21 protein-coding genes and 1 pseudogene are annotated in these 26380 nt (G+C 71.9%); 13 read left to right on the plus strand and 9 right to left on the minus strand.

Annotated features, from left to right (window positions below; genetic code table 11):
- Nucleotides 1–56: 56 nt before the first annotated feature.
- The 6 genes from OG294_RS13370 to OG294_RS13395 all read left to right on the plus strand — a co-directional run bounded on the left by OG294_RS13370 (nt 57) and on the right by OG294_RS13395 (nt 4867).
- Nucleotides 57–515 (plus strand): indole-3-glycerol phosphate synthase, encoded by a 459-nt coding sequence (locus tag OG294_RS13370; protein WP_327066707.1) that lies wholly within the window; start codon nt 57–59, stop codon nt 513–515.
- A 127-nt stretch (nt 516–642) separates the two neighbouring features.
- Nucleotides 643–2040: a UDP-N-acetylmuramate--L-alanine ligase gene (gene murC, locus OG294_RS13375; RefSeq protein WP_327066708.1), complete on the plus strand. Its 1398-nt coding sequence runs from the start codon at nt 643–645 to the stop codon at nt 2038–2040.
- A gap of 51 nt (nt 2041–2091) precedes the next feature.
- Nucleotides 2092–2499 (plus strand): peptide-methionine (R)-S-oxide reductase MsrB, encoded by a 408-nt coding sequence (gene msrB / locus OG294_RS13380; protein WP_327066709.1) that lies wholly within the window; start codon nt 2092–2094, stop codon nt 2497–2499.
- Nucleotides 2500–2631: 132 nt separating this feature from the next.
- Entirely contained in the window at nt 2632–3417 is a 786-nt protein-coding gene (locus OG294_RS13385) for a hypothetical protein (protein WP_327066710.1), read from the plus strand.
- Between the two features lie 91 nt (nt 3418–3508).
- The gene (locus OG294_RS13390) at nt 3509–4006 is read left to right on the plus strand and encodes a SigE family RNA polymerase sigma factor (RefSeq protein ID WP_327066711.1); all 498 of its coding nucleotides are present in this window, start codon (nt 3509–3511) and stop codon (nt 4004–4006) included.
- Between the two features lie 81 nt (nt 4007–4087).
- The gene (locus OG294_RS13395; RefSeq protein ID WP_327066712.1) at nt 4088–4867 is read left to right on the plus strand and encodes a TIGR04222 domain-containing membrane protein; all 780 of its coding nucleotides are present in this window, start codon (nt 4088–4090) and stop codon (nt 4865–4867) included.
- 2 nt (nt 4868–4869) lie between these two features.
- On the opposite strand, the gene hemQ is transcribed toward OG294_RS13395, so the two are convergent.
- The 3 genes from hemQ to hemE are packed head-to-tail and all read right to left on the minus strand — an operon-like array spanning nt 4870 to nt 8135.
- Nucleotides 4870–5583, minus strand: a complete 714-nt coding sequence (gene hemQ, locus OG294_RS13400; RefSeq protein ID WP_327066713.1) for a hydrogen peroxide-dependent heme synthase — start codon at nt 5581–5583, stop codon at nt 4870–4872.
- Nucleotides 5580–7010, minus strand: coding sequence for a protoporphyrinogen oxidase (gene hemG, locus OG294_RS13405; protein ID WP_327066714.1), 1431 nt, complete (start codon nt 7008–7010; stop codon nt 5580–5582). The genes hemQ and hemG overlap by 4 nt, the downstream gene beginning before the upstream one ends.
- Before the next feature lie 54 nt (nt 7011–7064).
- Entirely contained in the window at nt 7065–8135 is a 1071-nt protein-coding gene (gene hemE / locus OG294_RS13410; protein WP_327071537.1) for a uroporphyrinogen decarboxylase, read from the minus strand.
- A 180-nt stretch (nt 8136–8315) separates the two neighbouring features.
- Here hemE and OG294_RS13415 point away from each other — a divergent pair, with 180 nt between their 5' ends.
- The 6 genes from OG294_RS13415 (at nt 8316) to OG294_RS13440 (ending at nt 15579) form a co-directional block, all read left to right on the plus strand.
- Nucleotides 8316–8966: a DUF3000 domain-containing protein gene (locus OG294_RS13415; RefSeq protein WP_327066715.1), complete on the plus strand. Its 651-nt coding sequence runs from the start codon at nt 8316–8318 to the stop codon at nt 8964–8966.
- A 344-nt stretch (nt 8967–9310) separates the two neighbouring features.
- The gene (locus OG294_RS13420) at nt 9311–10027 is read left to right on the plus strand and encodes a response regulator transcription factor (RefSeq protein ID WP_327066716.1); all 717 of its coding nucleotides are present in this window, start codon (nt 9311–9313) and stop codon (nt 10025–10027) included.
- Between the two features lie 115 nt (nt 10028–10142).
- Nucleotides 10143–11387 carry an HRDC domain-containing protein gene (locus OG294_RS13425; RefSeq protein WP_327066717.1) on the plus strand — a complete coding sequence of 415 codons (1245 nt, stop codon included), beginning with the start codon at nt 10143–10145 and terminating at the stop codon, nt 11385–11387.
- Nucleotides 11388–11577: 190 nt separating this feature from the next.
- A complete protein-coding gene (locus OG294_RS13430) occupies nt 11578–12795 on the plus strand; it encodes a thiolase family protein (RefSeq protein WP_327066718.1) in 1218 nt (405 codons plus the stop codon).
- Nucleotides 12796–12797: 2 nt separating this feature from the next.
- Complete coding sequence (locus tag OG294_RS13435) at nt 12798–14945, plus strand: 3-hydroxyacyl-CoA dehydrogenase NAD-binding domain-containing protein (RefSeq protein WP_327066719.1); 2148 nt, start codon at nt 12798–12800, stop codon at nt 14943–14945.
- A gap of 184 nt (nt 14946–15129) precedes the next feature.
- Nucleotides 15130–15579 carry an SPW repeat protein gene (locus OG294_RS13440; RefSeq protein WP_327066720.1) on the plus strand — a complete coding sequence of 150 codons (450 nt, stop codon included), beginning with the start codon at nt 15130–15132 and terminating at the stop codon, nt 15577–15579.
- A 24-nt stretch (nt 15580–15603) separates the two neighbouring features.
- Here the strand turns inward: OG294_RS13440 and OG294_RS13445 are convergent, their stop codons facing one another.
- The 6 genes and pseudogenes from OG294_RS13445 to OG294_RS13470 all read right to left on the minus strand — a co-directional run bounded on the left by OG294_RS13445 (nt 15604) and on the right by OG294_RS13470 (nt 24140).
- Nucleotides 15604–17115, minus strand: coding sequence for an ArnT family glycosyltransferase (locus tag OG294_RS13445; RefSeq protein ID WP_327066721.1), 1512 nt, complete (start codon nt 17113–17115; stop codon nt 15604–15606).
- A gap of 115 nt (nt 17116–17230) precedes the next feature.
- Nucleotides 17231–19162, minus strand: a complete 1932-nt coding sequence (gene dxs / locus OG294_RS13450) for a 1-deoxy-D-xylulose-5-phosphate synthase (RefSeq protein WP_327066722.1) — start codon at nt 19160–19162, stop codon at nt 17231–17233.
- 219 nt (nt 19163–19381) lie between these two features.
- Nucleotides 19382–20632: a sugar ABC transporter permease gene (locus OG294_RS13455; RefSeq protein ID WP_327066723.1), complete on the minus strand. Its 1251-nt coding sequence runs from the start codon at nt 20630–20632 to the stop codon at nt 19382–19384.
- Between the two features lie 113 nt (nt 20633–20745).
- Nucleotides 20746–21522, minus strand: a pseudogene (locus tag OG294_RS13460) (ATP-binding cassette domain-containing protein); the annotation flags it as partial.
- Between the two features lie 117 nt (nt 21523–21639).
- Nucleotides 21640–22734 carry a sugar ABC transporter substrate-binding protein gene (locus tag OG294_RS13465; protein ID WP_327066724.1) on the minus strand — a complete coding sequence of 365 codons (1095 nt, stop codon included), beginning with the start codon at nt 22732–22734 and terminating at the stop codon, nt 21640–21642.
- Nucleotides 22735–22943: 209 nt separating this feature from the next.
- Entirely contained in the window at nt 22944–24140 is a 1197-nt protein-coding gene (locus tag OG294_RS13470) for an ROK family transcriptional regulator (protein WP_327071538.1), read from the minus strand.
- Nucleotides 24141–24579: 439 nt separating this feature from the next.
- Between OG294_RS13470 and OG294_RS13475 the strand changes: the two genes are divergently transcribed.
- A complete protein-coding gene (locus OG294_RS13475; RefSeq protein ID WP_327066725.1) occupies nt 24580–26373 on the plus strand; it encodes an outer membrane protein assembly factor BamB family protein in 1794 nt (597 codons plus the stop codon).
- Nucleotides 26374–26380 lie beyond the last annotated feature (7 nt).

Genomic DNA, 26380 nt, shown 5'->3' on the forward strand with positions numbered 1-26380 from the left:
GGCACTATGGGAGGGGACACCGGACCCCGGGGGCCTGCAACACGGAAGGGACTCTTGTGTTCAAGACCGTACTGATGATCGAAAAGGCGCTCTCCGACGCGGACGTGGAGCTGGTCACCACCCTCCACGGCGAGGAGAAGGTCTCCTTCGTCGTCCTGATGCAACCCCGCGGCAAGCAGGACGAGCTGCTGCGCGCCCTTGACGACGTCGCCCTCGGACACCTGGACAAGGTGGTGCACGAGCACGAGGAGCCGAACGGTGCGGCCGTGGCGGCCGAGTCGCTGGAGCACAGCCTGCGGCACCTGCGCCGGGCCGGTGCCGAGGCGGTGGGCCGGGTGGTGGAGACGGATCCGCTGGACAGCCTGCGCTCGGTGGTCGAGGAGACCTCGGCGGACGAGGTGCTGGTGCTCACCGCGCCGCACTTCGTGGAGGAGTTCTTCCACCGCGACTGGGCCTCCAAGGCCCGGCACAAGGTCGGCGTCCCGGTGCTGAAGCTCTTCGCCAGCGAGGCCTGAGCCGCACCGCCCCCGCGCCCGCGTGGTGCAGAATCGTCCTTGCGGTCCCGGGCAACCACCCGGGCACACCCGGGTCGGCCCCGGGCTCCGCGAGGACGATTCGCCTTCCCAGCTACGGAGAACTCCCTTGAACGACGCCGCCCACGACCTGCACGCCCCGCACTTCATCGGCATCGGCGGGGCCGGCATGTCCGGTCTGGCGAAGATCCTCGCGGTCCGCGGTGCCAAGGTCTCCGGCAGTGACGCCAAGGAGTCCGAGACCGTGCTGGCGCTGCGCGAGCTGGGCGCGGCCGTCCGGGTCGGCCACGCCGCCGAGAACGTGCCGTCCGGCGCCAGCAGCATCGTGGTCTCCAGCGCGATCCGCGCCGACAACCCGGAGCTGGTCGCCGCCCGCGAGCGCGGCATCCCGGTGGTGCACCGCTCCGACGCGCTCGCCGCGCTGATGGGCGGCCGGCGCGCGCTGGCGGTGGCCGGCACGCACGGCAAGACCACCACCACCAGCATGCTGGCCGTCGCCCTGGACACCCTGGGCCTGGACCCCTCCTACGCGATCGGCGGCGACCTGGACGCGCCGGGCAGCAACGCGCACCACGGTGCGGGCGAGATCTTCGTGGCCGAGGCGGACGAGAGCGACCGCAGCTTCCACAAGTACGCCCCCGAGGTGGCGATCATCCTCAACGTGGAGCTCGACCACCACGCCAACTACGCGTCGATGGACGAGATCTACGACTCCTTCGAGACCTTCGTGCACCGCGTCCAGCCCGGCGGCACCCTGGTCGTCTCCGCCGACCACGCCGGTGCCCGCGAGCTGACCGCGCGGCTGGCGGGGCGCGAGGGCCTGCACGTGGTCACCGTCGGCGCCGCCGAGGACGCCACCGTCCGGGTGCTCTCGGTGGTGCCGCGCGGCATGACCAGCGAGGTCACCGTCGAGCTGGACGGCGCCCCGCTGACCTTCACGGTCTCGGTGCCCGGGCGGCACTACGCGCACAACGCGGTCGCCGCGCTGGCGGCCGGCGTCGCGCTCGGCGTCCCGGCGGAGCAGCTGGCCAAGGCGCTCGGCTCGTACACCGGCGTGCGCCGGCGGCTGCAGCTCAAGGGCGAGGCCCGCGGCGTGCAGGTGATCGACTCCTACGCGCACCACCCCACCGAGATGACCGCCGACCTGGAGGCGATCCGGGAGGCGACCGCAGGGCGGGTCCTGGTGGTCTTCCAGCCGCACCTGTTCAGCCGCACCCAGCAGCTGGCCGAGGAGATGGGCCAGGCGCTGGCGCTGGCCGACGCCTCGGTGGTGCTGGACATCTACCCGGCCCGCGAGGACCCGATCCCGGGCGTGACCAGCGGGCTGATCATCGACGCGGCCCTGCGCGCGGGCGCCGAGGTCACCGCCGAGCACGAGTTCGCCGCCGCCCCCGCGGCGGTGGCCGCCCTGGCCCGGCCCGGCGACCTGGTGCTCACCATGGGCGCGGGCGACGTCACCAACCTGGGCCCGGAAATTCTTTCCCGGCTCGCCGCTGTTGCTGTCTGAGCAGCACGGTGCTTGCGGTCCCAAGGCGGTCCAGGACCCGGGAGGAATGACATGAGCTACGAGATCGAGAAGTCCGAGGCCGACTGGCGCGCCCAGCTCAGCCCCGCGGAGTACCACGTGCTGCGCGAGGCCGGCACCGAGCGCCCGTTCGTCGGCGAGTACACCGACACCAAGACGGTGGGCGTCTACAGCTGCCGGGCGTGCGGCAGCGAGCTGTTCAGCTCCGAGACCAAGTTCGAGAGCCACTGCGGCTGGCCCTCCTACTACGCGCCGCTGGCCGAGGACCGGGTCGAGTACATCGAGGACACCACCCTCGGCATGCGCCGGGTCGAGGTCCGCTGCGCGCGCTGTGGCGGCCACCTGGGCCACGTCTTCGAGGGCGAGGGCTACGCGACGCCGACCGATCAGCGGTACTGCATCAACAGCATCTCGCTGACCCTGCGGCCGGCCGAGGGCTGAGCCGGTGGTGGACCGGTTCGGCAGCACAGTGCGACCGAACCGGTACTCCGACACGTCTAGCTGAGCAGAGCCCCGCGCAAGAGCGGGTCCGCATGGCCGGCGTGCGGGTGATCACCAGAGGAACCATCCGAGATGAACGACGAGTTCGAAGAACTCCCCGACGACGAGTTCCGCTTCACCCTCAGTACCGAGCTGGCCGCGCTCACCCCGCCGCCGCTGGGCGACCTGGTCGCCCAGGCCACCCATCTCGGCCGCCGGCAGCGGCGACGACGCACCTTCACCGCGGTCGCCGGTTCGGTGACCGCGGTGGCCGCCATCGCCTCGCTGCTGGCCTTCTGGCCACTGGCGGGCGGTGGCCCGGGCCGGACGGTCCAGCAGCCGGCGGCCGCGGCACCGAGCTCACCGGAGCCCAGCACCTCCGGGCTGGTGCCGGCCGACGGCCCCGCACTGCTGGCCGCCGCGCTGAACGCGCTGCCAATCGGCGGGCAGAGCGGCAACTACACCACCTACAGCGGACCCAACGCCCTGATGACCCGGCTCGACCTGACCACCACGCAGGGCACCGGCCTGGTCCAGGTGACACTCAGTTCGGGTTCGCTCACGTGCGGGAGCACCGCTGACACCGCCTGCGGGACCTCGCCCGACGGCGATCGCTACCAGGTCGTCAAGACGACCGGCAACTGCATCGAGTCGACCCTCGTCACGGTGCAGCGCCCGAACAACCTCCTGGTCTCCATCCAGCTCGGCACCTGCCTGTCCTGGGACCCGCAGAAGCAGGTCAATCCGCCCGGCATCGAGGTCCTGACCGTGGAGCAGGCAATCGCCATGGCCCAGGCACCAGGGTTCGCAACCGAGATGCCCGTCGGCTTCGTCCAAGCCGCCGACGCCAAGTATCCGAACCTGCCCGCCCTTTCCTGACCCGCCGTCAGTCGCCGCGCCCCCGCCAGCCAGGTGGGGCCGCGGCTTCCACGCTCCCGCCCCAGCCCTCATCCCGACCAGGAGCCCGACGGTGCGCAACGAAGCCGAATTCACCGCCTTCGCCGAGGCCAACGCGATCCGCCTGCGGCAGATCGCCTTTCTGATGTGCCGGGACTGGCACCTGGCCCAGGACCTGACCCAGACCACCCTGACCAAGATGTACCTCGCCTGGAACCGGCTGGCCCGCCAGAGCAACGACCCCTTCGGGTACGCGCGCAAGGTGCTGCTCAACTCGCTGCTCGACCACAAGCGGCTGCGCAGCAGCAGCGAGCTGACCGTGGACCAGCTGCCGGACCGCGCGGAGTACGGCGGCGAGCCCACGGCCGAGCGGCTGACCCTGCTCGACGCCCTGGAGCTGCTCCCCCGCCGGGACCGCGCGATCGTGCTGCTGCGCTACTGGGAGGACCAGAGCGTGGAGTCGACCGCCGAGATCCTCGGCCTGAGCACCTCGGTGGTGAAGTCGCAGAGCATGCGCGCGCTGGCCGTGCTCCGCCGCCACCTCGGCGACCGGACCCTGCTGGGCTCCTGAACCGGCCGGATCCGGTCACGATTCGATATCGTGCCCACAGTCTGTTCCCAGCTCGTGCCCAGGGGGTCTAGAACAAGGCCCATGTGGTTGCTCTTCCTGGTCCCGTGCTGCGTCGTCGCGGTGCTCGCCTGTCTGCGCCTGATCCGCGCCGCCGCGGTCGCCGACACCCTGGCGGAGCTGTCGGAGGACGAGATGGACCGGACGGCGATCGGGCTGTACGAGACGGCCTACCTGGCCGGCGGCCCGGACCGGGTGGTGGACCTCGCGCTGGTGCTGATGAGCGGACGCGGCCGGCTGCACCTGGCGCACACCGGCTGGACCACGGTGGTCGACCCGCAGGGCCGCAACCGCCTGGAGCGCGCGCTGATCGAGGAGATCGGGCCCGAGGGGCAGTGCCGCACCGCCGAGCTGCGCGAGGCGCTGACCGAGCATCCGACGGTCGCCGAGATAGGGTCGCGGCTCTCGCTGGCCGGCCTGGCCACGCCGGTGGCGGTCCGGGAGAGCACCCAGCTGGCGGTGCGCCAGGTCCGCCAGGCGCTGCTGCTCTCGCTGGTGCTGCTGCTGGCGGCGCTGACCCTGACCGGGCCGGGCGCCCAGGACACCGGCGCCACCCTGGCCTGGTTCTCGCTGCCGCTGATCCTCACCACCGGGACCCTGCTGATGGCCCGGGTGGACGTGCACCCCTACACCCGCTGGGCGGCGCCGGCCGGCGCCGAGGTGCTGGCACAGCTGCGCCGCCCGCGCCGCTCGGGCGGCGGGGGCGGCGAAGGCGACGCCGAGCGCCGGTTGCTGACCGCCGTGGCGATCGACGGCACCGACGCGGTGCCGGACGCCCGGCTACGGGCGGCGCTGCGCGGCTGAGCTCAGGCGAGGCCGCCCAGCAGCTCGCTGATCGGCTTGCGGCGCCCGGTGTAGAACGGGACCTCCTCGCGCACGTGCAGCCGCGCGCGGGACGGGCGCAGGTCGCGCATCAGGTCCACGATCCGGTGCAGCTCGTCCGCCTCGAAGGCGAGCAGCCACTCGTAGTCGCCCAGCGCGAACGAGGCGACCGTGTTGGCCCGCACGTCGGGGTAGCCGCGGGCCATCTGGCCGTGCTCGGCCAGCATCGCCCGGCGCTCCTCGTCGGGGAGCAGGTACCACTCGTAGGAGCGGACGAACGGGTAGACGCAGACGTACTCGCGGGCGTGCTCGTCGGCCAGGAAGGCCGGGATGTGCGACTTGTTGAACTCCGCGGGGCGGTGCAGCGCCATGTTCGACCAGACCGGCGCCAGCAGGCGGCCAAGGCCCGTGCGGCGGAAGCGGTTGTACGCCTCCTGCAGGTCGTCGGAGGAGGCGGCGTGCCACCAGATCATCAGATCGGCGTCGGCCCGCAGGCCCGAGACGTCGTAACTGCCGCGCACGGTGACGTCCTTGGCGGCGAGCTGCTCGAACAGCTCCTCGACCTCGGCGGCCAGCGCGGCGCGGTCCTCGGGGAGCGCGTCCTTGAGGCGGAACACCGACCACATGGTGTAGCGGATGACCTGGTTGAGGTCCCGGGCCTTCTTCTTCTGCGGCGTCTGCTCTGCGGTATCGGTCATGCCCTCATTGTCCCTTCCATGCCTGGAACTCCTGATTGCGGGGTCGTCAGCTCGTCGGCGGCCCGCCGGGCACTGGCCACGCAGGCCGGGATGCCCACCCCGTCGTAGGCCGCGCCGGCCAGTGCCAGGCCGCCCAGGCGGCGGGCGGCGGCCCGGATCCGGGCGACCCGGTCCTGATGGCCCACCGGGTACTGCGGCAGCCCGGCGCGCCAGCGGGTCACGGCGCTCGCGTACGGGCGGGCGGTCAGGCCCACGGCCGCGCGCAGGTCGGTGAGCGAGCGCTCGACGAGTTCGGCGTCGTCGAGGTCCAGCGCGGCCTCGTCCCGGTAGCGGCCCAGTGAGGTGCGCAGCACGAAGGCCTCCGGCGCCGAGCGCTCCAGCCAGCCCCACTTCTGGCTGGAGAAGGTGGCGGCCTTGATCGAGCGGCCGTCCACCGGGGGGACCAGGAAGCCGCTGCCGGGCGGCGGGCCGGGCAGCTCGGCGCGCCGGAAGGCGAGGGTGACCAGCGCCATCCCGGCGTACTCCACCCCGGCCAGCTCGGCCGCGGCGGCCGGGGCCTCGGCGGCCAGCAGCGCGGCGGCCGCGGGGGCGGGCACGGCCAGCAGCACCGCGTCGGCCTCGATGACGCCGTCGGCGGTGACCACCTGCCAGCCGGTGGCGGTGCGCCGCAGCGCGCTGACGGGCGTGCGCAGCCGCAGCTCCACCCCGGCCCGCTCGCAGGCGGCGGCGACCGCGGTGGGCAGCGTGCCGATCCCGCCGCGCAGGCCCTGGAAGACCGGGCCGCCGGCCTGCGGGCGGTCCAGCAGCGCGTGCACGCCGGCCACCAGCGAACCGCCGCCCTGGGCGATGGCGAGCAGTTGCGGCACCGCGGCGCGCAGCGAGATCTCCTCGGCCCGGCCCGCGTAGACGCCGCCGAGCAGCGGCTCGACCAGCCGGTCCACCACCTCCTGGCCGAGCCGCTCGGCCACGTACGCGCCGATCGCCACGTCCTCGCCGACACCGTGCGCCGTCGCGGGTTCGGCCGCGGCCCGGGCCAGGCCCTCGGGGGTGAGCACCCCGGAGGCGGCCAGCGCCGCGAGGTCACCGGGGACGCCCATCAGCTGGCCGCCGGGCAGCGGGTGCAGTGCACCGCGGGTCCAGACGGCGGCCTTGGCGGTGCTGGGCGGTTCCAGGAAGTCGGCCAGGCCGACTTCCCGCGCGAGTTCGACGGCCTCGGGGCGGCGGGCCAGCACCGACTCGGCGCCGAGGTCCACCTGGACCCCGCCGACCTCACCGGTGAGCAGCTTGCCGCCGACCCGCTCGCCGGCCTCCAGCAGCGTGACCGCCGCCCGGGCCGGCCCGCCGGCCGCGCCGCCGAGGTGGGCGGCCGCGGCCAGGCCCGCGATGCCGCCGCCGATCACAACGACCTTCGGTAGTGCTTCTGCCATGTCCCGCAGTCTCGCAGAGGGCGGGCGGCCGCCGACCGGCCGCCCCACCACAGGTCAGCGCGCGCTGGCCTCGTGCACGAAGGCGACCAGCCGGGTCAGCGCGTCCGGGTCCATGCTCGGCAGCACGCCGTGGCCGAGGTTGAAGATGTGGCCGCTGGTGCCGAGCGCGTTGGCCGCGTGCAGCACCTCGCGGGCCTTGGTCTCCACCACCTTGGTCGGCGCGAAGAGCACCGCCGGGTCGAGGTTGCCCTGCAGCGCCTTGCCCGGGCCCACCCGCTCGGAGGCCACGTTCAGCGGGACCCGCCAGTCCACCCCGACCACGTCGGCGCCCGCCTCGCCCATCAGGCCGAGCAGCTCGCCGGTGCCGACCCCGAAGTGGATCCGCGGCACACCGAGGTCGGCGACCGCGTCGAAGACCTTGGTGCTGGCCGGCATGACCGAGCGCCGGTAGTCGTCCGGGGCGAGCGAGCCGACCCAGGAGTCGAAGAGCTGGACCGCCGAGACGCCCGCCGCGATCTGCACCTTGAGGAAGCCCGCGGTGATCACGGCGAGCCGGTCCACCAGCTCGGCCCACAGCTCGGGGGCGCCGTACATCATCGCCTTGGTGCGCTCGTGGTTCTTCGAGGGGCCGCCCTCGACCAGGTAGCTGGCCAGCGTGTACGGCGCACCGGCGAAGCCGATCAGCGGGGTGGCGCCCAGCTCGGCGACGAGCAGGCCGACCGCCTCGGTGACGTAGGGGACGTCGTCCGGCTCCAGCGGGCGCAGCCGCTGCAGGTCGGCCGCGGTGCGGATCGGGTCGGCGATGACCGGGCCGACGCCGGGCTTGATGTCCACATCGATGCCGACCGCCTTGAGCGGCACCACGATGTCGCTGAAGAAGATCGCCGCGTCCACCTTGTGCCGGCGCACCGGCTGCAGGGTGATCTCCTTGACCAGCTCGGGCCGCATGCAGGAGTCGAGCATCGCGATACCCTCGCGGACCTTCAGGTACTCGGGCAGCGAGCGGCCCGCCTGGCGCATGAACCAGACCGGGGTGTGCTCCACCGGCTCGTGCCGGCAGGCTCGCAGGAAGACGGAGTCGTGGGCCGGGCCGTGCTCGGCGGACGGGGCTGCGGGGGTCGGCACGGCAGGCTGGGCTGCGGTCTTCTCAGTCACGCCGCCATACTCCCACGCGCACCTTTGATCACCGCCGCGGCCCACTGGTGCGATCCTCCAGGGGCTTCGGCCCGGCAGGGCACGGCCACCGGTGCCGGGTCTGCGTGCCGCTCCGCCGGGAACTGTCGGACAGGGCCTAGTCTTCAGCTCATGGCAGCGGTCGGCGGGAACCACGCACAGCAGGGCGGAACGAGCAAGGAGTCGGCGCCGGTCGGGTTCCGCAGCGCCGTCGAGGCGCTGACGGCCGTTCGGCCGCGCCCCGAGGTGCGCCTGTCCGCCACCCCGGCGCCGCGGCGGCTGGCCCCGTTCAGCTGGGCGGTCACGGCCGAGGTGGAGGTGGAGGGCGAGGAGCTGGCGGACGGCCGGTTCGTCCTGCTGCACGACCCGGCCGGGCAGGAGGCCTGGCAGGGCGAGTTCCGGGTGGTCACCATGACCAGGGCCGAGCTGGAGCCGGAGATCGCCGGCGACCCGATGGTCGGCGAGGTGGGCTGGGCCTGGCTGATGGACGCGCTGCAGACGCACGGCGCGGGCTTCACCGCCCCCGGCGGCACGGTGACCAGGTGCGCTTCGCAGTACTTCGGCGCGCTGGCCGAGCGGCCCTCCTCCACCGAGATCGAGCTGCGTGCCTCCTGGACGCCCACCGGCGGCCGGTTCGAACGGCACCTGACGGCCTGGGCCGATCTGCTCTGCGTCTGCGCGGGGCTGCCGCCGAGCCCGCCCGCGCCCCTGTCGACGTCCGACGCGCCGTCACTCGGCGGAGTGGTCCCGATGCCGGCCCGACGGCGGCCCCGCTCACACTGAAGGCTGACGGGGCCTCACCGCCCCGTCGCCGACCCGCCGATCCCCACGGCGGGCCATTGGCCTGCTCAGAGCCTCGCGGGCGGCACCACGCCGCCGCACAGGCCGTCAACCGATCACCGTCGAGTGACCTTTTCCTCCGGTTTGCGATCGATTTATACCGTCCTGATGGCATGTCGGATCATTCGCCCGAGCGATTTGTCCGTATTGTGACTCACTAGATCGTGATCATTCGCTAAAGCCGGGCACGGATGATGCCGAAGCAGTCTGTGACCCTTTCCACACGCGGAACACTCCGACTCCTTCGCCCATCGGGGTTCCGTCCGCCACTCCCCTCAGGAGGCACGGTGTCGGTCCTGCTAGAGCACCCCGCTAACGTGGTCGCCTACCGCCCGACCAAGCCCACGGCGATGGTGGTGATCGCCGACCCCCGGGTCCGCAACACCGTCACCCGCCATCTGTGGGCGCTCGGCGTGCGTGACGTCATCGAGGTCTCCTCGATCGCCGAGGCCCGCCCCCGGGTCTCCACACCCCGCGACATCTGCGTGGCCGATGTCCACCTGCCGGACGGCTCGGGGCTCACCATCCTGGCCGAGACCCGCGCCGCGGGCTGGCCCAACGGCCTGGCCCTGTCGGCCGCCGACGACATCGGCGCGGTGCGCAGCGCGCTGGCCGGCGGCGTCAAGGGCTACGTGGTCACCGGGACCAGGACCAACGTCGCGATGCCGGGCCGCCCCGGTCTGCCGCTGGGCGCGGCGGGCCTGGCCGGCCGGATGCGCCGCCCCGGCATGCCGGGCACCCCCGGCCACCTGGGCGCTCCCGGGGCCGGCGGTGCGCCCGGTGCCCCCGGCACCCAGCCCGCCGCCTACCGCGAGCTGTCGGGGCGCGAGGTCGAGGTGCTGCGGCTGGTGGCCGAGGGCCAGTCGAACAAGGCGATCGGCGTGGCCATGGGCCTGTCCGCGCTCACCGTGAAGAGCCACCTGGCCCGGATCGCCCGGAAGCTGGGCACCGGCGACCGGGCCGGCATGGTCGCCGTCGCGTTGCGGACCGGCATCATCCACTGAGTGACCGCGTGGCGGTCCGGAGGAACGTTTCATCCGGGCCGCCACTGGCATTCGGCCAGGTCCCAACCACCGCCGACCAGGGTCCCGCCGGCGGGGCTCGTCGTACCCTTGGTGGGTGACCGACGCCGCAGAAGCCATCGCCCTAGAGACCACCCCGGTGCCGCTGCTCGAACCGCGGGAGGGCCTGCCACCAGTGGTGGCGGACGAGACGGCGCTGGCCGCGGTGGTCGAGGCCTTCGCGGCGGGCACCGGCCCCGTCGCCGTCGACGCCGAGCGGGCCTCCGGCTACCGCTACGGCCAGCGCGCCTACCTGATCCAGCTGCGCCGGGCCGGCGCCGGCACCGCCCTGATCGACCCGATCGCCTGCCCCGACCTGAGCGCCCTCGGCGCGGCCCTGGCGGACGCGGAGTGGGTGGTGCACGCCGCCACCCAGGACCTGCCCTGTCTGGCCGAGGTCGGCATGCGCCCGGCCCGGCTCTTCGACACCGAACTCGCGGGCCGGATCGCCGGTTTCGCCCGGGTCGGCCTCGGGCCGATGACCGAGAGCGTGCTCGGCTACACGCTGGCCAAGGAGCACTCGGCGGTGGACTGGTCCACCCGCCCGCTGCCCGAGCCCTGGCTGCGCTACGCGGCACTGGACGTCGAGGTGCTGGTCGAGCTGCGTGACGCGCTGGAGCAGGAGCTGACCGGCCAGGACAAGCTCGACTGGGCGCTGGAGGAGTTCGCCGCGATCGCCGCCGCCCCGCGTCCCACCCCCCGGGTCGACCCCTGGCGGCGGACCTCCGGGCTGCACAAGGTGCGCCGGCGCCGCCAGCTCGCGGCCGTGCGGGAGCTGTGGCAGGCCCGGGACAAGCAGGCCCAGGAGCGCGACGTCTCGCCGGGCCGGGTGCTCTCGGACGCCGCGATCGTGGCCGCCGCGCTGGCCATGCCGACCAGCGTGCCGGTGCTGCAGAGCGTCCAGGGCTTCGGCCCCCGGGTGCACCGCCGCCAGCTGGAGCTGTGGCTGGCCGCACTCGACCGGGCCCGGGCGATCCCCGAGGCCCAGCTGCCGCCCGCCGCCGCGCCGCACGAGGGCCCGCCGCCGCCGCGTGCCTGGGCCGACAAGGACCCGGTGGCCGCCGCCCGGCTCGCCGGGGCCAAGGCCGCCGTCGCCGAGCTGGCCGAGCAGCGCAACCTGCCCACCGAGAACCTGATCACCCCCGACCTGGTCCGCCGGGTCTCCTGGGAGCCGCCCGCCGAGGCCGGCGCCCCGGCCGTGGCCCGGGCGCTGACCGCGCTGGGCGCCCGGCACTGGCAGGTCGAACTCGTCGCACCGGTGATGGCCGAGGCCTTCCGGGCGGCGACCGAGGGCGCGCAGTAGGCAGCCGCCCGGGCCGGCCGCGCAAGGTGCGCGGAGAGACATCCGCCCACGTGGCGCGGGACACACCCGCCCCACCGGACCCGGCCCTGGGCAAGTTGGTTACCGACCAGTAGCATGGCGGTGAAGCAGCGCTGCCTCGTGAGAGCGCGCGTCTGCGCACCATGCCATGTCCCCTGGGAGGAGAGCCCCCGTGCCTCGTACCGCGAGGGACGTCGTCTTTGTCGACGGCGTCCGCACCCCGTTCGGCAAGGCCGGCCCGAAGGGCATCTACCACGAGACCCGTGCCGACGACATGGTCGTCAAGTGCATCCGGGAGCTCGTGCGCCGCAACCCGAACCTGCCCGTCGAGCGCATCGACGAGGTGGCCGTGGCCGCCACCACGCAGATCGGCGACCAGGGGCTGACCATCGGCCGCACCGCCGCCCTCCTCGCCGGCCTGCCGAAGTCGGTCCCCGGCTACGCGATCGACCGGATGTGTGCCGGCGCGCTGACCGCCGTCACCACCACCGCCGGCGGCATCGCCTTCGGCGCCTACGACGTCGTGGTGGCCGGCGGTGTCGAGCACATGGGCCGCCACCCGATGGGCGAGGGCGTGGACCCGAACCCGCGCTTCGTCTCCGAGAAGCTGGTCGACGAGTCCGCCCTGTTCATGGGCATGACCGCGGAGAACCTGCACGACCGCTTCCCGCACCTGACCAAGGAGCGGTGCGACGCCTACGCCGTGCGCTCCCAGGAGAAGGCGGCCAAGGCCTACGCCAACGGCGACATCCAGCCCGACCTGGTGCCGATCACCGTCCGCAACACCAACCCCGAGGTCGGCGAGACCGGCTGGGGCCTGGCCACCGTGGACGAGCCGCTGCGCCCGGGCACCACGATGGAGTCGCTGGCGAACCTCAAGACCCCCTTCCGCCCGCACGGCAACATCACCGCGGGCAACTCGGCCGGTCTCAACGACGGCGCGACCGCCTCGCTGCTGGCCGCCGAGGACGTGGCCGAGGAGCTCGGCCTGCCGATCAAGATGCGCCTGGTCTCGTTCGCCTTCGCCGGCGTCGAGCCCGAGGTGATGGGCATCGGTCCGGTGCCGGCCACCGAGAAGGCGCTGGCCAAGGCCGGTCTGACGATCGATGACATCGGCGCGTTCGAGGTCAACGAGGCGTTCGCCGTGCAGGTCCTCTCCTTCCTGGACCACTACGGCATCGCGGACGACGACGAGCGGGTCAACCCGTTCGGCGGCGCGATCGCCTTCGGCCACCCGCTGGCCTCCTCCGGCGTGCGCCTGATGAACCAGCTGGCCCGCCGCTTCGAGCAGCGCCCGGACGTCCGCTACGGCCTGACCACGATGTGCATCGGGTTCGGCATGGGCGGGACCATCATCTGGGAGAACCCGCACTTCGAGGGTGGTAAGTGATCATGAGCAACACCACTGAGCTCCTCAAGCGCGGCGCCGAGCTGTTCCCGGGCGAGGTCGTCACCACTGCGCACGTCCGCCACCTGGACCTGCCGCTGCAGGCCGGCAAGCTGGCGCTGATCACCCTGGACAACGGCTTCGACCACACCAAGCCGACCACCTTCGGCCCGGGCTCGCTGCTCAAGCTCGAAGAGGCGCTGGACCAGGTCGAGGCGGAGGCCGCGGACGGCAAGGTGGTCGCGGTCGCGATCACCGGCAAGCCGTTCATCTTCGCGGTGGGCGCCGACCTCAAGGGCGTCGAGCTGCTCAAGGAGCACGGCGACGCGCTGGCCATCGGCAAGGGCGGCCACGAGGTCTTCAAGCGGATCGCCGCGCTGCCGGTGCCGACCTTCACCTTCTACAACGGCGCCGCGATGGGCGGCGGCGTGGAGATCGGTCTGCACTGCAGCTACCGCACCGTCAGCTCCGGTGTGCCGGCCTTCTCGCTGCCCGAGGTCTTCCTCGGCCTGGTCCCCGGCTGGGGCGGCTGCACCATCCTGCCGAACCTGGTCGGCCCGGCCAACGCGGTCAAGGTCATCATCGAGAACTCGATGAGCCAGAACAAGCAGCTCAAGGGCAAGGAGGTGTTCGAGCTCGGCATCGCGGACGCGATCTTCGAGCCGGCCGACTTCCTGGAGCAGTCGATCCTGTGGGCCGCCAAGGTCCTCAAGGGCGAGATCACGGTCGAGCGTCCCGAGATCGACCGCGGCGACAACTGGGACCAGTGCATCGCCTGGGGCCGCGCGGTCGCCGACGCCAAGGTGCACGGCGCGGCTCCGGCCGCCTACCGGGCGCTGGACATCATGGCGGCCGCCAAGAACGCCAGCCTCGGGGATGCAGCCGGTCTGCAGCAGGGCTTCGACGCCGAGGACGCCGCGCTGGCCGACCTGATCATGGGCGGCGAGCTGCGGGCCGGCATCTACTCCTTCAACCTGGTGCAGCGTCGGGCCAAGAAGCCCTTCGGTGCCCCGGACAAGTCGCTGGCCCGCCCGGTCAGCAAGGTCGGCGTGGTCGGCGCCGGTCTGATGGCCTCCCAGCTGGCGCTGCTCTTCGCGCGCCGCCTGGAGGTGCCGGTGGTCCTCACCGACATCGACCAGGCGCGGATCGACAAGGGCGTCGGCTACGTGCACGCCGAGGTCGACAAGCTGCTCGCCAAGGGCCGGATCGGCAACGACAAGGCCAACAAGCTCAAGGGCCTGGTCAGCGGCCACCTGGACAAGGCGGCGGCGTTCGGCGACGCGGACTTCGTGATCGAGGCCGTCTTCGAGGAGATGGGCGTCAAGCAGAACGTCCTCGCCGAGCTGGAGGCGGTGGTCTCGCCGACCACCATCCTGGCGACCAACACCTCCTCGCTGTCGGTCACCGAGATGGCCTCCAAGCTCCAGCACCCGGAGCGCGTGGTCGGCTTCCACTTCTTCAACCCGGTCGCGATCCTGCCGCTGCTGGAGATCGTCCGGGCCGAGAAGACCGACGACGCCTCGCTGGCGACCGCCTTCGGTGTGGCCAAGAAGCTGAAGAAGACGGCCGTCCTCACCAAGGACGCCCCGGCGTTCGTGGTGAACCGGATCCTGACCCGCTTCATGGGCGAGATCCAGAACATCATCGACGAGGGCACCTCGTTCGAGACCGTCGAGAAGGCCGTGCAGCCGCTCGGCCTGCCGATGTCCCCGATCGCGCTGCTCGAGCTGGTCGGTCCGGCCATCGCGCTGCACGTCTCGGAGACGCTGCACGGCGCCTTCCCGGAGCGGTTCACCGTCTCCGAGAACCTCGCCGAGGTGGTCAAGGCCGGCAAGCGCGGCTTCTACATCTGGCAGGACGGCCAGCAGGTCCTGGACCCCGAGGTGCTGGCGCTCCTCACCTTCGGCGACAGCGCGCTGACCGAGGAGCAGGTCCGCGAGCGGGCGCTGAACGCGGTCGCGCAGGAGATCGGCCTGATGCTCGACGAGGGCGTGGTCGGCGAGGCGCAGGACATCGACCTGTGCATGATCACCGGCGCGGGCTGGCCCTTCCACCTGGGCGGGATCACCCCGTACCTGGACCGCGAGGGCGTCTCCGAGCGGGTGAACGGGAAGAAGTTCCTGGCCCCCGGCCTGGCCAGCGTCCCGGCCTGATAGACGGCTGAGCCCACGAGGGCGGCCCGCTCCCCCAGGGAGCGGGCCGCCCTTCGGCATGTCCGGCTCCGCCCTGCGCCGGCCGCAGGTTCAGCAGCCGCTGCGGTATACACCAAATCAGGACAAAGCGCATAATACCGTTAGGCCAAGCAGACGAACTTGCAGACCTGAGGAGGCGAGTCGTATGGCCGACGTCTCACATCGAACCGGTGACATCTCCACCCATCCGGACATCTCGGAGATGCGGACCCGGTACGCGCGCATGATGGACGGACCCCAGGGAGTCGCCGTGGACGGGCTGGTCGTGCTGACCGGCCTCTACCTGGCCATCTCGCCCTACGTGGTGCACTTCAGTGCGGCCAGCCACGAGTTGGTGATCTGCAACCTGATCCTCGGGATCGGAATCGCCGCCCTCGGGCTGGGCCTGACCATCGCTCCGGCCCGGATGTTCGGGCTGACCTGGGCCATGGCGGCCACCGGCGTGTTCCTGATCATCTCCCCCTGGGTGGTGACCGTGGGCCACACCGCGACCCGGGGCATGATCTGGAACCAGGTGATCGTGGGCGGACTGACCTGCCTGCTCGCCTTCACCGCGGCAGGGATGGTGCTGGGCGCGAGCCGACGCCGGATCTGACGCCTCGCCCGGTGGTCTACCGGCTCACTTCTTGAGCCGGTAGACCACCGTGTCGCCGTAGGCGCCGACCACCTCGTAGTGGTCGTCCAGCAGGTTCTCGATCTTGGGCACCAGCAGCGGCTGGTAGGGCGCGCGCCCGGAGTCGTCCACCACGATCTCCGGCAGGCCGTTGGTGGCCAACTCCTTGTCGAAGGTCTGCCAGGCGTCCGGCACGCTGTACTGCTCGCCGACGTCCTGGGTGCCCTTGCCGCCACTGAAGTTCGTCAGGAAGCCGGCCGTCAGGTAGCGGGTGGCGGGCTTGCGGTCGGAGAGCCAGTAGAGCTCGGGGTGCATGCCCCAGACCAGCACGGTGTCCTGCGCCGTGCTGCGCTCGGCGACCGCGGTGGCCACCTGGGTGGTCTGGTTGAGCTGCTCGCCCGGCCAGGCCATGGCGAGCACCCAGAAGGCGCTGGCGGCCACCGTGCTGTAGACCAGCACCGGCTTCCAGCGCACCGCCGAGACCGAGACGGCGCCGACGCCGAGCAGCACCAGTGGCGGCATCAGCTGCAGGTAGTAGTGGCCGAAGAAGTGGAAGCCGGTGGCGACCCCGACCACCGAGGAGACCAGCCAGACCCACAGGTCGCTGGGCGCGCCGTGCGACTCGCCGCGGGTCGGCAGCGAGCGGCCGGTGCGCAGCCGTACCCAGAGCCGGTGGCCGAGCGGGAAGAGGAAGCCGAGGCCGGCCGCCAGCAGGATCGCCGAGTTGCCCAGCGCCCGGCCGATCATCTGCAGCCAGTCCCCGCCCAGCGAGGCGTAGTCGCCGCTGCCGGTCACCACCCAGAACAGGAAGCCCTTGGGCTTGGTGAGGATCACCGCGACCACGGCTATCGGCAGCGCGAAGCCGAAGCCCACCTTGAGCAGCGCGCTGCGCCACCGCACGCCGCGCAGGCGGGCGTCCTGGAAGAGCATCCAGAGCACCGGCAGCAGCACCGCGCCGCCGGTCTGCTTGGTCAGCGAGCTGACCGCCACCGCGATCCCGGCGGCCAGCCAGCGGCGGCGCTCGGCGTAGCGGAAGGCGGCCACCATCGCGGGCAGCATGAAGACCTCGAAGGTCGCCGCCTGGGTGTCCTCCGGGGAGAGGCCGATCGAGAGCAGCAGGTAGAGCACCCCGGCCGCGCCGCCCGCCCGGTTGCCCCAGCGACCGCGCGCGATGGAGACCAGCAGCACGGCGGTGACCACGTGCGCCACGATCGCCAGGGTGCGCAGCGGCCAGAGCGAGAGGGAGCCGAAGACCGAGAAGCAGGCCTCGTAGAGCCACGGCAGCAGCGGCGGCTTGCGGTCCACGACGGTGTCGTAGAGCACCCCGCCGCTGGCCAGCATCCGGGCCTGGGTCGCCAGGTAACCCTCGTCCGGGCTCCACACCGGGCGCATGAACGAGGGGATGTGGGTCAGCGTGGCCACCACGGCCAGCACCGGGACCAGCCGGGTCCAGTACCCCGAGCGGAGCCGGGCAGCGAGCATGGCAAGGCGCTTGGGGGTCGAGGTCGAGGTGGGCACGAGGGACAACCTACCGGGCGGGACCGGCAGAAGAGGTGCCGGCCCCGGATTCAGATATGAATGTCATATTGACTCGAACGTCGGAAAGTCCCGCCTGGTTGCATCACGCGGATGCTCAGGCCTGGACCACCGCTGCGCCGTCCAGCCGGGAGACCAGTGCGGTCACCTGGCGGGCGATGTCCGGGGCGGTCAGGCCGATCTCGGCCATGATCTCCTCGCGCTTGGCGTGGTCCAGGAACTCCTGCGGGATCCCGAAGTCGCGCAGCGGCAGGTCGACCTCCGCGTCGCGCAGCGCCTGGGCGATCGCCGAGCCGACGCCGCCGGCCCGTCCGTTGTCCTCGACCGTGACCACCACGCGGTGCTCGGCGGCCAGACCCGGCAGCGCGGCGTCCACCGGCTTGACCCAGCGCGGGTCGACCACGGTGGCGCTGATCCCCTGGGCGTCCAGCAGCGCGGCCGTCTCCAGGCAGATCGGGGCCAGCGCGCCGACCGAGACGATCAGCACGTCCGCCCGGCGCTCGCCCGCGGCGACCTGAGCCCGGTCCAGCGGCTCGGCGCTGCCGTGCAGCACGTCCATGCCGCCGATCCGGCCGACGGCGGCGACCGCCGGGCCCACCGAGCCCTTGGAGTAGCGCAGTACCGTCGGCGCGTCCTTGACCTCCAGCGCCTCGCGCAGCTGGGCCTTGACCTGCTCGGCGTCGCGCGGGGCGGCCAGCCGCAGCCCGGGCACCACCTGGAGGATCGACATGTCCCACATGCCGTTGTGCGAGGCGCCGTCGGTACCGGTGACCCCGGCCCGGTCCAGCACGAAGGTGACACCCAGCTTGTGCAGCGCGACGTCCATCAGGACCTGGTCGAAGGCCCGGTTGAGGAAGGTCGCGTAGACCGCGACCACCGGGTGCAGGCCCGCGGTGGCCAGGCCCGCCGCCGAGACGGCCGCGTGCTGCTCGGCGATGCCGACGTCGAAGGTGCGCTCCGGGAAGGCCTTGGCGAAGTCGGCCAGGCCCACCGGGTGCAGCATCGCGGCGGTGATCGCCACCAGGTCCTCGCGCTCGCGGCCGAGCTGGACCATCTCCTCGCTGAAGACCGAGGTCCAGTCCTTGCCGGAGGTCTTCACCGGCAGGCCGGTGTCGGGGTGGATGACGCCGACCGCGTGGAAGCGGTCCTCCTCGTTCTGCAGCGCCGCGTGGTAGCCGCGGCCCTTCTCGGTGATGACGTGCACGATCACCGGGCCGCCGAAGCCGCGCGCCTTGCGCAGCGCGGACTCCACCGCGGCGATGTCGTGGCCGTCGATCGGGCCGAGGTACTTCAGGCCCAGGTCCTCGAACATGCCCTGCGGGGCGATGAAGTCCTTCAGGCCCTTCTTCGCGCCGTGCAGCGCGTCGGCCAGCGGCTGGCCGACCACCGGGGTGCGCTGCAGGGTGTCGCGGCCCCAGCTGAGGAAGCGCTCGTAGCCCTGGGTGGTGCGCAGCGTGGAGAGGTGGTTGGCCAGGCCGCCGATGGTCGGCGAGTAGGAGCGCTCGTTGTCGTTGACCACGATCACCACCGGGCGGTCCTTGCCGTCGGCGATGTTGTTCAGCGCCTCCCAGGCCATGCCGCCGGTGAGCGCGCCGTCACCGGTGACCGCGACCACCGGGCGGTCGGTGTGACCGAGCAGCTGGTTGGCCTTGGCGATGCCGTCGGCGTAGCCGAGCACGGTGGAGGCGTGCGAGTTCTCGATCACGTCGTGCTCGGACTCGGCGCGCGAGGGGTAGCCGGACAGGCCGCCCTTCATCTTGAGCCGGCTGAAGTCCTGACGCCCCGTCAGCATCTTGTGCACGTAGGACTGGTGCCCGGTGTCGAAGAGGATCCGCTCGCGAGGCGAGTCGAAGACCCGGTGCAGCGCGATGGTCAGCTCCACCACACCGAGGTTCGGGCCCAGGTGTCCGCCGGTCTTGGCGACCTCTTCGATCAGGAAGCCGCGGATCTCCTCGGCCAGGGCAGTCAGCTGCCCCGGGGTGAGCCGGTCGAGATCGCGCGGTCCCCGAATGCGGGTCAGCAACGGCACCCGGTCCTCCTCAGTCAGTTACGTGTCCGGCTCGTCGGGACGTTCGCGGGCGCATCTGTGCCCGTACCCGGCGGTCGAGTCTAATCTCCGCCCGTGCGACGGTTCGCGGCGCGGGGCATTCGGTGGGCTTTGACCAGGCGTGCGAAGGCCCGGGACGCGCCCCTTGGGTCGGGCGCGTCCCGGGCTCGGCTCACCACAGCGGCCGACGTCCCCGCCGGTTCAGCCGCGGCCGGCGGACTTCTGGGTCCGGCGGGAGACCGAGTCCAGCACCACCGCGCCCAGCAGCACCGCGCCGGTGATCATGTACTGGATCGACTGGCTGATGCCCTGCAGGTCGAGACCGGTGACGATGGACTGGATCACCAGCATGCCCAGCAGCGCCGACCAGGTCTTGCCACGGCCGCCGAACAGGCTGGTGCCGCCGATCACGGCCGCCGCGATCGAGTTCATCAGCACGTTGCCGCCGCCCAGCGACTTGTCCGCGAAGCCGGACTGCGAGGCGATGAACAGACCGCCGACCGCGGCCAGCCCGGCCGAGATCATGAAGACCGAGATCCGCACCCAGGCCACGTTGATGCCGGCCCGGCGGGCCGCCTCCACGCCGCCGCCGACCGCGAACACCTTGCGGCCGTAGGAGGTGCGGCGCAGCACGAAGTCCGTGACGATGACCACACCGAGGAAGACCACCAGCGCCAGCGGCAGGCCGCGGTCCTGGTTGAGGGTGTAGGCGGCACCGAAGGCGAGGACCGCGAGCAGCACGGTGCGCAGCGCGATCTCGCTCACCGGGCGGGCCGGCAGCCCGGCCTCGCGGCGGCTGCGGGCGCCGAGCAGCGCGGCCACCAGGTAGCCGGCCACGCCGACGGCGGCCAGGCCGTAGGCGGCGGCGACATCGTCGAAGAAGTAGTTGTCCAGGTTGGCGATGAAGCCGTTGGGGAGGTTGTTGAGCGTGCCGGTGTTGCCCATCACGTAGCCCTGCAGGCCGCTCCAGCCGAGCAGGCCGGCCAGCGTCACGACGAAGGCGGGCACGCCGATCTTGGCGAAGAAGAAGCCGTGCAGCGCGCCGATCGCCAGCGCGCAGAGCACCGCGATGCCCGCGGCCAGGTACTCGTTGAGGCCGTGCTGGATCGAGAGCACCGCGGAGACGGCGGCCGAGACACCGGCCACCGAGCCGAGCGAGAGGTCGATCTCACCGAGCAGCAGCACGAAGACGATGCCGACCGAGATCAGGCCGGGCCCCGCGATGTAGAGGGTGATGTTGGACAGGTTGCCGGCGGTGAGGAACTTGCCGGTGATCCCCTGGAAGACGGCCGCGATCAGGATCAGTCCGAGCACCACCGGCACCGAGCCGAGGTCGCCGGAGCGCAGCTTGCGCTTGAACTCCTCCAGGTAGCCGGCCAGGCCCTGCTCGCGCACCAGCAGCCGGGGGTCGACGGCGGGGATGGGCGCCGCACTGTCGGATATCTCGGTCACCGTCTCAGCCTTCGGGGTCGTGGCGTTCTTGCTCACTTGGTCGCCTCCGCGCTCGCCTGGGCGGGTGCGTCCGCGCTCGCCTGATGGGTCGCGTCCGCGCTCGCCTGATTGGTCGCGTCCGCGACGCGGGCCTGGCGCCGGGTCACCGCGTTGTCGGTGGCGCCGGTGATGGCCGAGATGATCGTCTCGTGGCTGGTGTCGGCCACCGGGAAGACGCCGTTGTTGCGGCCCAGCCGCAGCACGGCGACCTGGTCGGCCACCGCGCGCACGTCCGCCATGTTGTGGCTGATCAGGATCACGCCCAGGCCCCGGTCACGGAGCCGCTCGACCAGGTCGAGCACCTGGGCGGTCTGCTCGACGCCCAGCGCCGCGGTCGGCTCGTCCAGGATCACGATCTTCGGCTCGCCGATCAGCGCGCGGGCGATGGCCACCACCTGGCGCTGGCCGCCGGAGAGCGCGGCCACCGGGATCCGCACGCTGGGGATCCGGATGGAGAGGGTGTCGAGCAGCTCCTTGGCGCGCTTCTCCATCGCCACCTCGTCCAGCCGGCCGCCGCGGATCAGCTCCCGGCCCAGGAAGAGGTTGGCGACCACGTCGAGGTTGTCGCAGAGCGCGAGGTCCTGGTAGACCGTCGCGACGCCGAGCGCCTGGGCGTCCTGCGGGCGCGTCAGGTGGACCTGCTTGCCGGCCCACTCGATGGTGCCCTCGTCGATCGGGTGCACCCCGGCGATCGTCTTGACCAGGGTGGACTTGCCGGCGCCGTTGTCGCCGACCAGCGCGACCACCTGACCCGCGTGCACCTCCAGGTCCACCCCGGTGAGCACCTGGACCGCACCGAAGCGCTTGGAGACGCCCCGCAGGGCGAGGACGGGTATGTCTGACTGAACCATCGATGGCTCCTTCGGGAGTCAAGGGGCGCACGTGGCTCTAGCCCGCACGCCGAGATGCCGGCGGGGCGGCCGGGCCAACTGGCCCGGCCGGCCCGCCTCTTGCTGAAGGCGCGTCTGTTACTGGATACCCGCGGCCTTGCAGGCGTCGGCGTACTGGGCGGTGCAGATGTCCGAGACCTTGTACAGGCCGTCGGCGATCACGGTGTCCTTGATGTTGTTCTTGGTCACCACGACCGGGGTCAGCAGCAGCGAGGGGACGCTGGTGCCGCCGCTGTTGGTGGTGGCGGTCGCGGTGCCGGTGACGCTCACGTTGTTGATCAGGTCGACCGCGATGGTGGCGGCGCCCTCGGCCTCCGGCTTGTAGGCCTTGTAGATGGTGTAGGCCTGGTCGCCCGTCAGGATCCGCTGGATCGCGTCGGGGGCGGCGTCCTGGCCGCCGACCGGGATGTTGTTGATGCCGTTCGCCTTGAGGGCGGTGATGATGGCGGCGGCCATGCCGTCGTTGGCGGAGTAGACGGCCTGGAAGCCGTTCTTGCCCAGCGCGGTGATCGCGGCACCGATCTTCTGGCTGGCCACGGTGGGCTGCCACTCACCGGACTGCTCGTAGACGATCTTGCCCACGCCGGTGTCCAGCACCTTGTGCGCACCGGCCTTGAACTGACCCGCGTTCGGGTCGGTCTCGGAGCCGTTGATCATGACGACGTTGGCGGACTTGGCGTTCGCGCCCAGCGCGTCCACCAGCGCCTGGCCCTGCAGCTCGCCGACCTTCTCGTTGTCGAACGAGACGTAGGCGGAGACCGGGCCGGTGGCCAGCCGGTCGTACGCGATGACCTTGACGCCCTTCTTCGCCGCGTCGGTGATCCAGGAGGCGGTGCCGGGGGCGTTCACCGCGTCCAGCAGGATCACCTTGATGCCCTGCGAGACCATCGTGTCGAACTGCTGCTTCTGCGTCGACGCGTCGTTGTTGGCGTTGTTGTACTGAACGGAGCACTCGCTGCACAGGGCCTTGACCTTGGCCTCGATGAGCGGCTTGTCGAAGGACTCGTAGCGGATGGACGAGGAGTTCTCCGGCAGGAGCAGGCCGATGGTCTTGTTGCCACCCGAGCTCGCGGAGTTCGAGCTGCTGCCACCGGCCTTGCCACAGGCGGCCATGGTGAGGGCCATCGAGACCGCGGCAGTGCCGATGACGACGCGACGCATCATTGCGTTCATGGTGGGGGTGCCTCCCTGACAGAGCCGCAACGTCGCGGCGAGGTGGAGGGAGTCAAACCCGCCACCCCGCTTGCCGTCAACAAGTAAACCCAGCCCTCTGCGGATTCAGACCCTTTCGTTATCTTCGTGAATCCTAAGCCGAGACCAAATACTCGGCCCCCACTCAGCGAATGTCCTTTTCGCCCCTTTGTGTCATGGGACTTCGCGACTCAGCCGCGCGCGCCGACCGCCTGCGAGTTGTGCCCGATTGCACCGGTTTCGCCCATCTCGCTCATCACCAGCGCGAGCGAGCCGAGCACCTCGGCCCGGCCACCCAGCGTGCCCGGGACGATCGACAACTGCCGTGCCGCGGACGGGATCGCATACCGCGCCACGGAGTCCCGGATCGGGGAAAGCACCAGCTCACCGGCCTCGGCCAGGTCCCCGCCCAGGATCACCCGACGCGGGTTCAGCAGGTTGCACAGCGTCGCGACACCGGTGCCGATCTGCCGGCCCGCGTCCGCGATCACCCGTCGGCAGCCCAGATCGCCCTGCTGCGCCAGCTGCACCATCGAGGAGAGCGTCAACTCGCGCTCATGGCTCGCGTTCAAGAGGTTGAGCAGGTAGCGCGAGCCGACGAAGGTCTCCAGGCAGCCGCGATTGCCGCAGCGGCAGACCGGGCCCGACTCGTCCAGCGTGATGTGCCCGATCTCGCCGGCCGTGCCGCCCTGGCCCCGGTAGATCTGGCCGTTGATCACCAGGCCGGAGCCGACGCCGCTGGCCACCTTGATGTAGGCCAGGTCGCTCACCCCCCGGCCCGCGCCCCAGACCAGCTCGCCGAGCGCGCCGAGGTTGGCGTCGTTGTCGACGTAGACCTCCATGCCCAGGCGCTTGGACAGCTCCCGGCCCGGCGCGATGCCCGTCCAGCCGGGCAGGATCGCCGTCGAGCCCAGCGCCCCGGTCTCCACGTCGATCGGGCCCGGCACGCCCAGGCCCACCCCGATCACCTTGTCCGGGCGGAAACCGGCCTGCGCCAGCAACCGCTCCACCAGCGCCTCGGCCCGGGCGAAGCCCTGCTCGGCGGAGACGTCCACGTTCATCGGCTCGCTCTCCTCGGCGAGCACCCGGTGCGCCAGGTTGCCCACCGCCACCCGCAGGTGCGAGTGGCCGAAGTCGACCCCGACCACGATCCCGGCATCCCCGCTGAGCGAGACGCTGCGGGCCCGGCGGCCGCCGGAGGAGGTGTCGGCCACCACCACCGTGCCGCCCTCCTTGAGCTCGCGGACGATGTTGGAGACCGTCGCCGCCGAGAGTCCGGTGGCCCGGGCGATCTCGGCCTGGGTCAGCGAACCCGCCATCCGCACCGCGCGCAGCACCCGTTCGAGGTTGGCGCGGTGCAGCGAGGACTGCGAACCCGGCGTGTCCATGGACATGAAATACCCTCCTTCGGGCGCGGGAACCCGACGGTTCCCGCCCCTCACCGCGCCGTTGCGGTCGGTTCCGCGCCGCCGTCGGCCGCCGCTGCCGTCGGCACCGGTGCCCGACAAGGTCACCTTCAACTTCTGAACTCTATGCCGAGTGACCCGCGCACGGCTTCGTCAAGGCTGCCACCCGGTGGGCGGGAAAGCTCAGCGGCGGCTCAACCGCGCGGTCAGTGCCGACGGCGGCGCGGCCCGCCGGGCCGGGAGGCGGGACGGGCCCGCGGGACGCACCGGCCCGGGAAGCGGGCGTGCCGGGCAGGACCTGGGAGTGTCCGAAAACCCCGCGCCCTTACGATGTCCTGTAATTCTCGACCGTCCATCCAGCCCCCCGAGCCACAGCGGGCGGGGCGGACGGCCTTCCAGACGCATAATGACGGGGCATCACATGGCAGGGGATCAGCGCGGCGCGGGAGTCGACCCGGCGGCGGTCGCGGACCAGATGACGCAGCTCGGCGGAGCGCCGGTACCGGCCCAGGCGCCACCGGGCGCGCCTGCCGTACCGCCGCAGCCGGCGGGCGCTCCGGGTGGTGCGCCGGGGGCGGCGCCCGGCGGTGCTCCGGGCGGTGCGCCTGGTGCGGCGGCCAACCTCAGCTACCAGCCGACCGCCGCCGCCTTCCCCGCGCAGCCGGGCGCCACGCCGCCCCCGGGTGCGCCGGTGGGCCCGTACGACCCGCGGGGCGGTTCGTCCTACGGCTACCCGCAGACCGCTCCGCAGCAGCCGCCCGCGCCGCCCGTCTTCGGTGCGCAGCAGGGCGGTTACGCCCAGCCCGCGCCGCCCGTCCAGCCCGTCTTCGGCGCGCAGCAGGGCGGCTACGGCCAGCAGGGCGCCACGGGCTACGGCTTCCCCGGGCCCGCCGTCCAGGTCGGCCCCGCGCCGACCAAGCAGCGCAACCCCGTGATGGTCTTCGGCGCGATCGCCGGCACCGTGCTGTCGATCGCCATCGTGATCGGCCTGGTGGTGCTGTTCGGCGGCAACAAGCCGACGCACAACACCAGCGGCGGGACCACCGGCGGCGGGGGCGGTGGGGGTGACGCCGGCAAGCTCGCCGTCTCCTGGACCGTCCCCAAGGTCGACGGCAGCGCCAGCGACCAGCGCACCATCGGCCTGTGGACCACCGACAAGCTGCTGGTCCGCGGCGACGCCACCGGCCTGACCGGCTACAACCTGAGCGACGGCAAGGTCGCCTGGACGCTGAAGGTGCCGGACGGCACCAAGTCGTTCTGCAGCATGTCCAAGAGCGTCAACAAGAACAACATCGGCGGCGTCAGCTTCAACCTCGGCGACGACGACTGCGCGGCGGTCGGCGCCATCGACGCCACCACCGGGCGGCTGATCTACAAGGTCGGCTCGCCGCTCAGCAGCAAGAGCTTCCAGACCCAGGTCACCGTCACCGACACCACGCTCGCCGCCGCCAGCGGCTCGCTGCTGGCCGGCTTCAACCTGACCGACGGCAGCTCCGTCTGGCACTACAACGACCGCGCCAAGTACTGCTCGGACAACGCCGACGCGGCCGGCGCCGTGATCGCGGTCAGCGACGACTGCGCCGAGGCCTCCCCGGAGCAGCAGCTGACGCTCCTGGACGCCAACACCGGCAAGACCACCGAAACCTTCAACCTCGGCAGCGGCGAGCGGCTCACCAACATCGTCTCGGCCTCGCCGCTGGTGGTGCAGATCTCCTCGGGCTACGACAACGACTACTTCGTCGGCGTGGACTCCTCGGGCAACCCGGAGGCCAAGATCCCGCTGAAGGTCACCGGGCAGGACCGGCTGCAGCTCTCCGCCGCCTCGGACCCGATGACCAAGAGCCTGGTGATCGGCAACAACCTCTACGTCGAGGTCGACCAGAGCGGCAAGACCGCGATCCGGGCCATCGACCTGGTCGGCGGCAAGACCCTGTGGACCGTCGACGGCGGCGCCGAGAACGGCCTGCGCCTGGTGGACAACCCGTCCACGCCGACCGCGGTCACCATGGACGGCTTCGGCAAGAGCGGCCGGGTGGTCTCGCTGAGCCCGGTCGACGGCAGCGTGACCCAGCTCGCCGCCTTCAGCAGCAAGGCGAACGCCAGCAGCTTCATGCCGTTCCAGGGCGCGGAGGTCTTCTACCTCAGCGACGGCCGGGTGCTCAACATCCCGCAGCTGCCGATGGAGAACACCGCCACCATGTACAGCAAGGGCTGAGCACGAA

Origin of the sequence: Kitasatospora sp. NBC_01302 (genome assembly GCF_035976515.1) — a bacterium.
Lineage (GTDB): Bacteria > Actinomycetota > Actinomycetes > Streptomycetales > Streptomycetaceae > Kitasatospora.

What these genes read in the sequence shown, in the direction of transcription:
- msrB (WP_327066709.1), top strand. Translation starts at nt 2,092, where the DNA reads ATGAGCTACGAGATCGAGAAGTCCGAGGCCGACTGGCGCGCCCAGCTC.
- OG294_RS13385 (WP_327066710.1), top strand. Translation starts at nt 2,632, where the DNA reads ATGAACGACGAGTTCGAAGAACTCCCCGACGACGAGTTCCGCTTCACC.
- OG294_RS13395 (WP_327066712.1), top strand. Translation starts at nt 4,088, where the DNA reads ATGTGGTTGCTCTTCCTGGTCCCGTGCTGCGTCGTCGCGGTGCTCGCC.
- hemQ (WP_327066713.1), bottom strand. Translation starts at nt 5,583, where the DNA reads ATGACCGATACCGCAGAGCAGACGCCGCAGAAGAAGAAGGCCCGGGAC.
- hemG (WP_327066714.1), bottom strand. Translation starts at nt 7,010, where the DNA reads ATGGCAGAAGCACTACCGAAGGTCGTTGTGATCGGCGGCGGCATCGCG.
- OG294_RS13415 (WP_327066715.1), top strand. Translation starts at nt 8,316, where the DNA reads ATGGCAGCGGTCGGCGGGAACCACGCACAGCAGGGCGGAACGAGCAAG.
- OG294_RS13435 (WP_327066719.1), top strand. Translation starts at nt 12,798, where the DNA reads ATGAGCAACACCACTGAGCTCCTCAAGCGCGGCGCCGAGCTGTTCCCG.
- OG294_RS13440 (WP_327066720.1), top strand. Translation starts at nt 15,130, where the DNA reads ATGGCCGACGTCTCACATCGAACCGGTGACATCTCCACCCATCCGGAC.
- OG294_RS13465 (WP_327066724.1), bottom strand. Translation starts at nt 22,734, where the DNA reads ATGAACGCAATGATGCGTCGCGTCGTCATCGGCACTGCCGCGGTCTCG.
- OG294_RS13470 (WP_327071538.1), bottom strand. Translation starts at nt 24,140, where the DNA reads ATGGACACGCCGGGTTCGCAGTCCTCGCTGCACCGCGCCAACCTCGAA.
- OG294_RS13475 (WP_327066725.1), top strand. Translation starts at nt 24,580, where the DNA reads ATGGCAGGGGATCAGCGCGGCGCGGGAGTCGACCCGGCGGCGGTCGCG.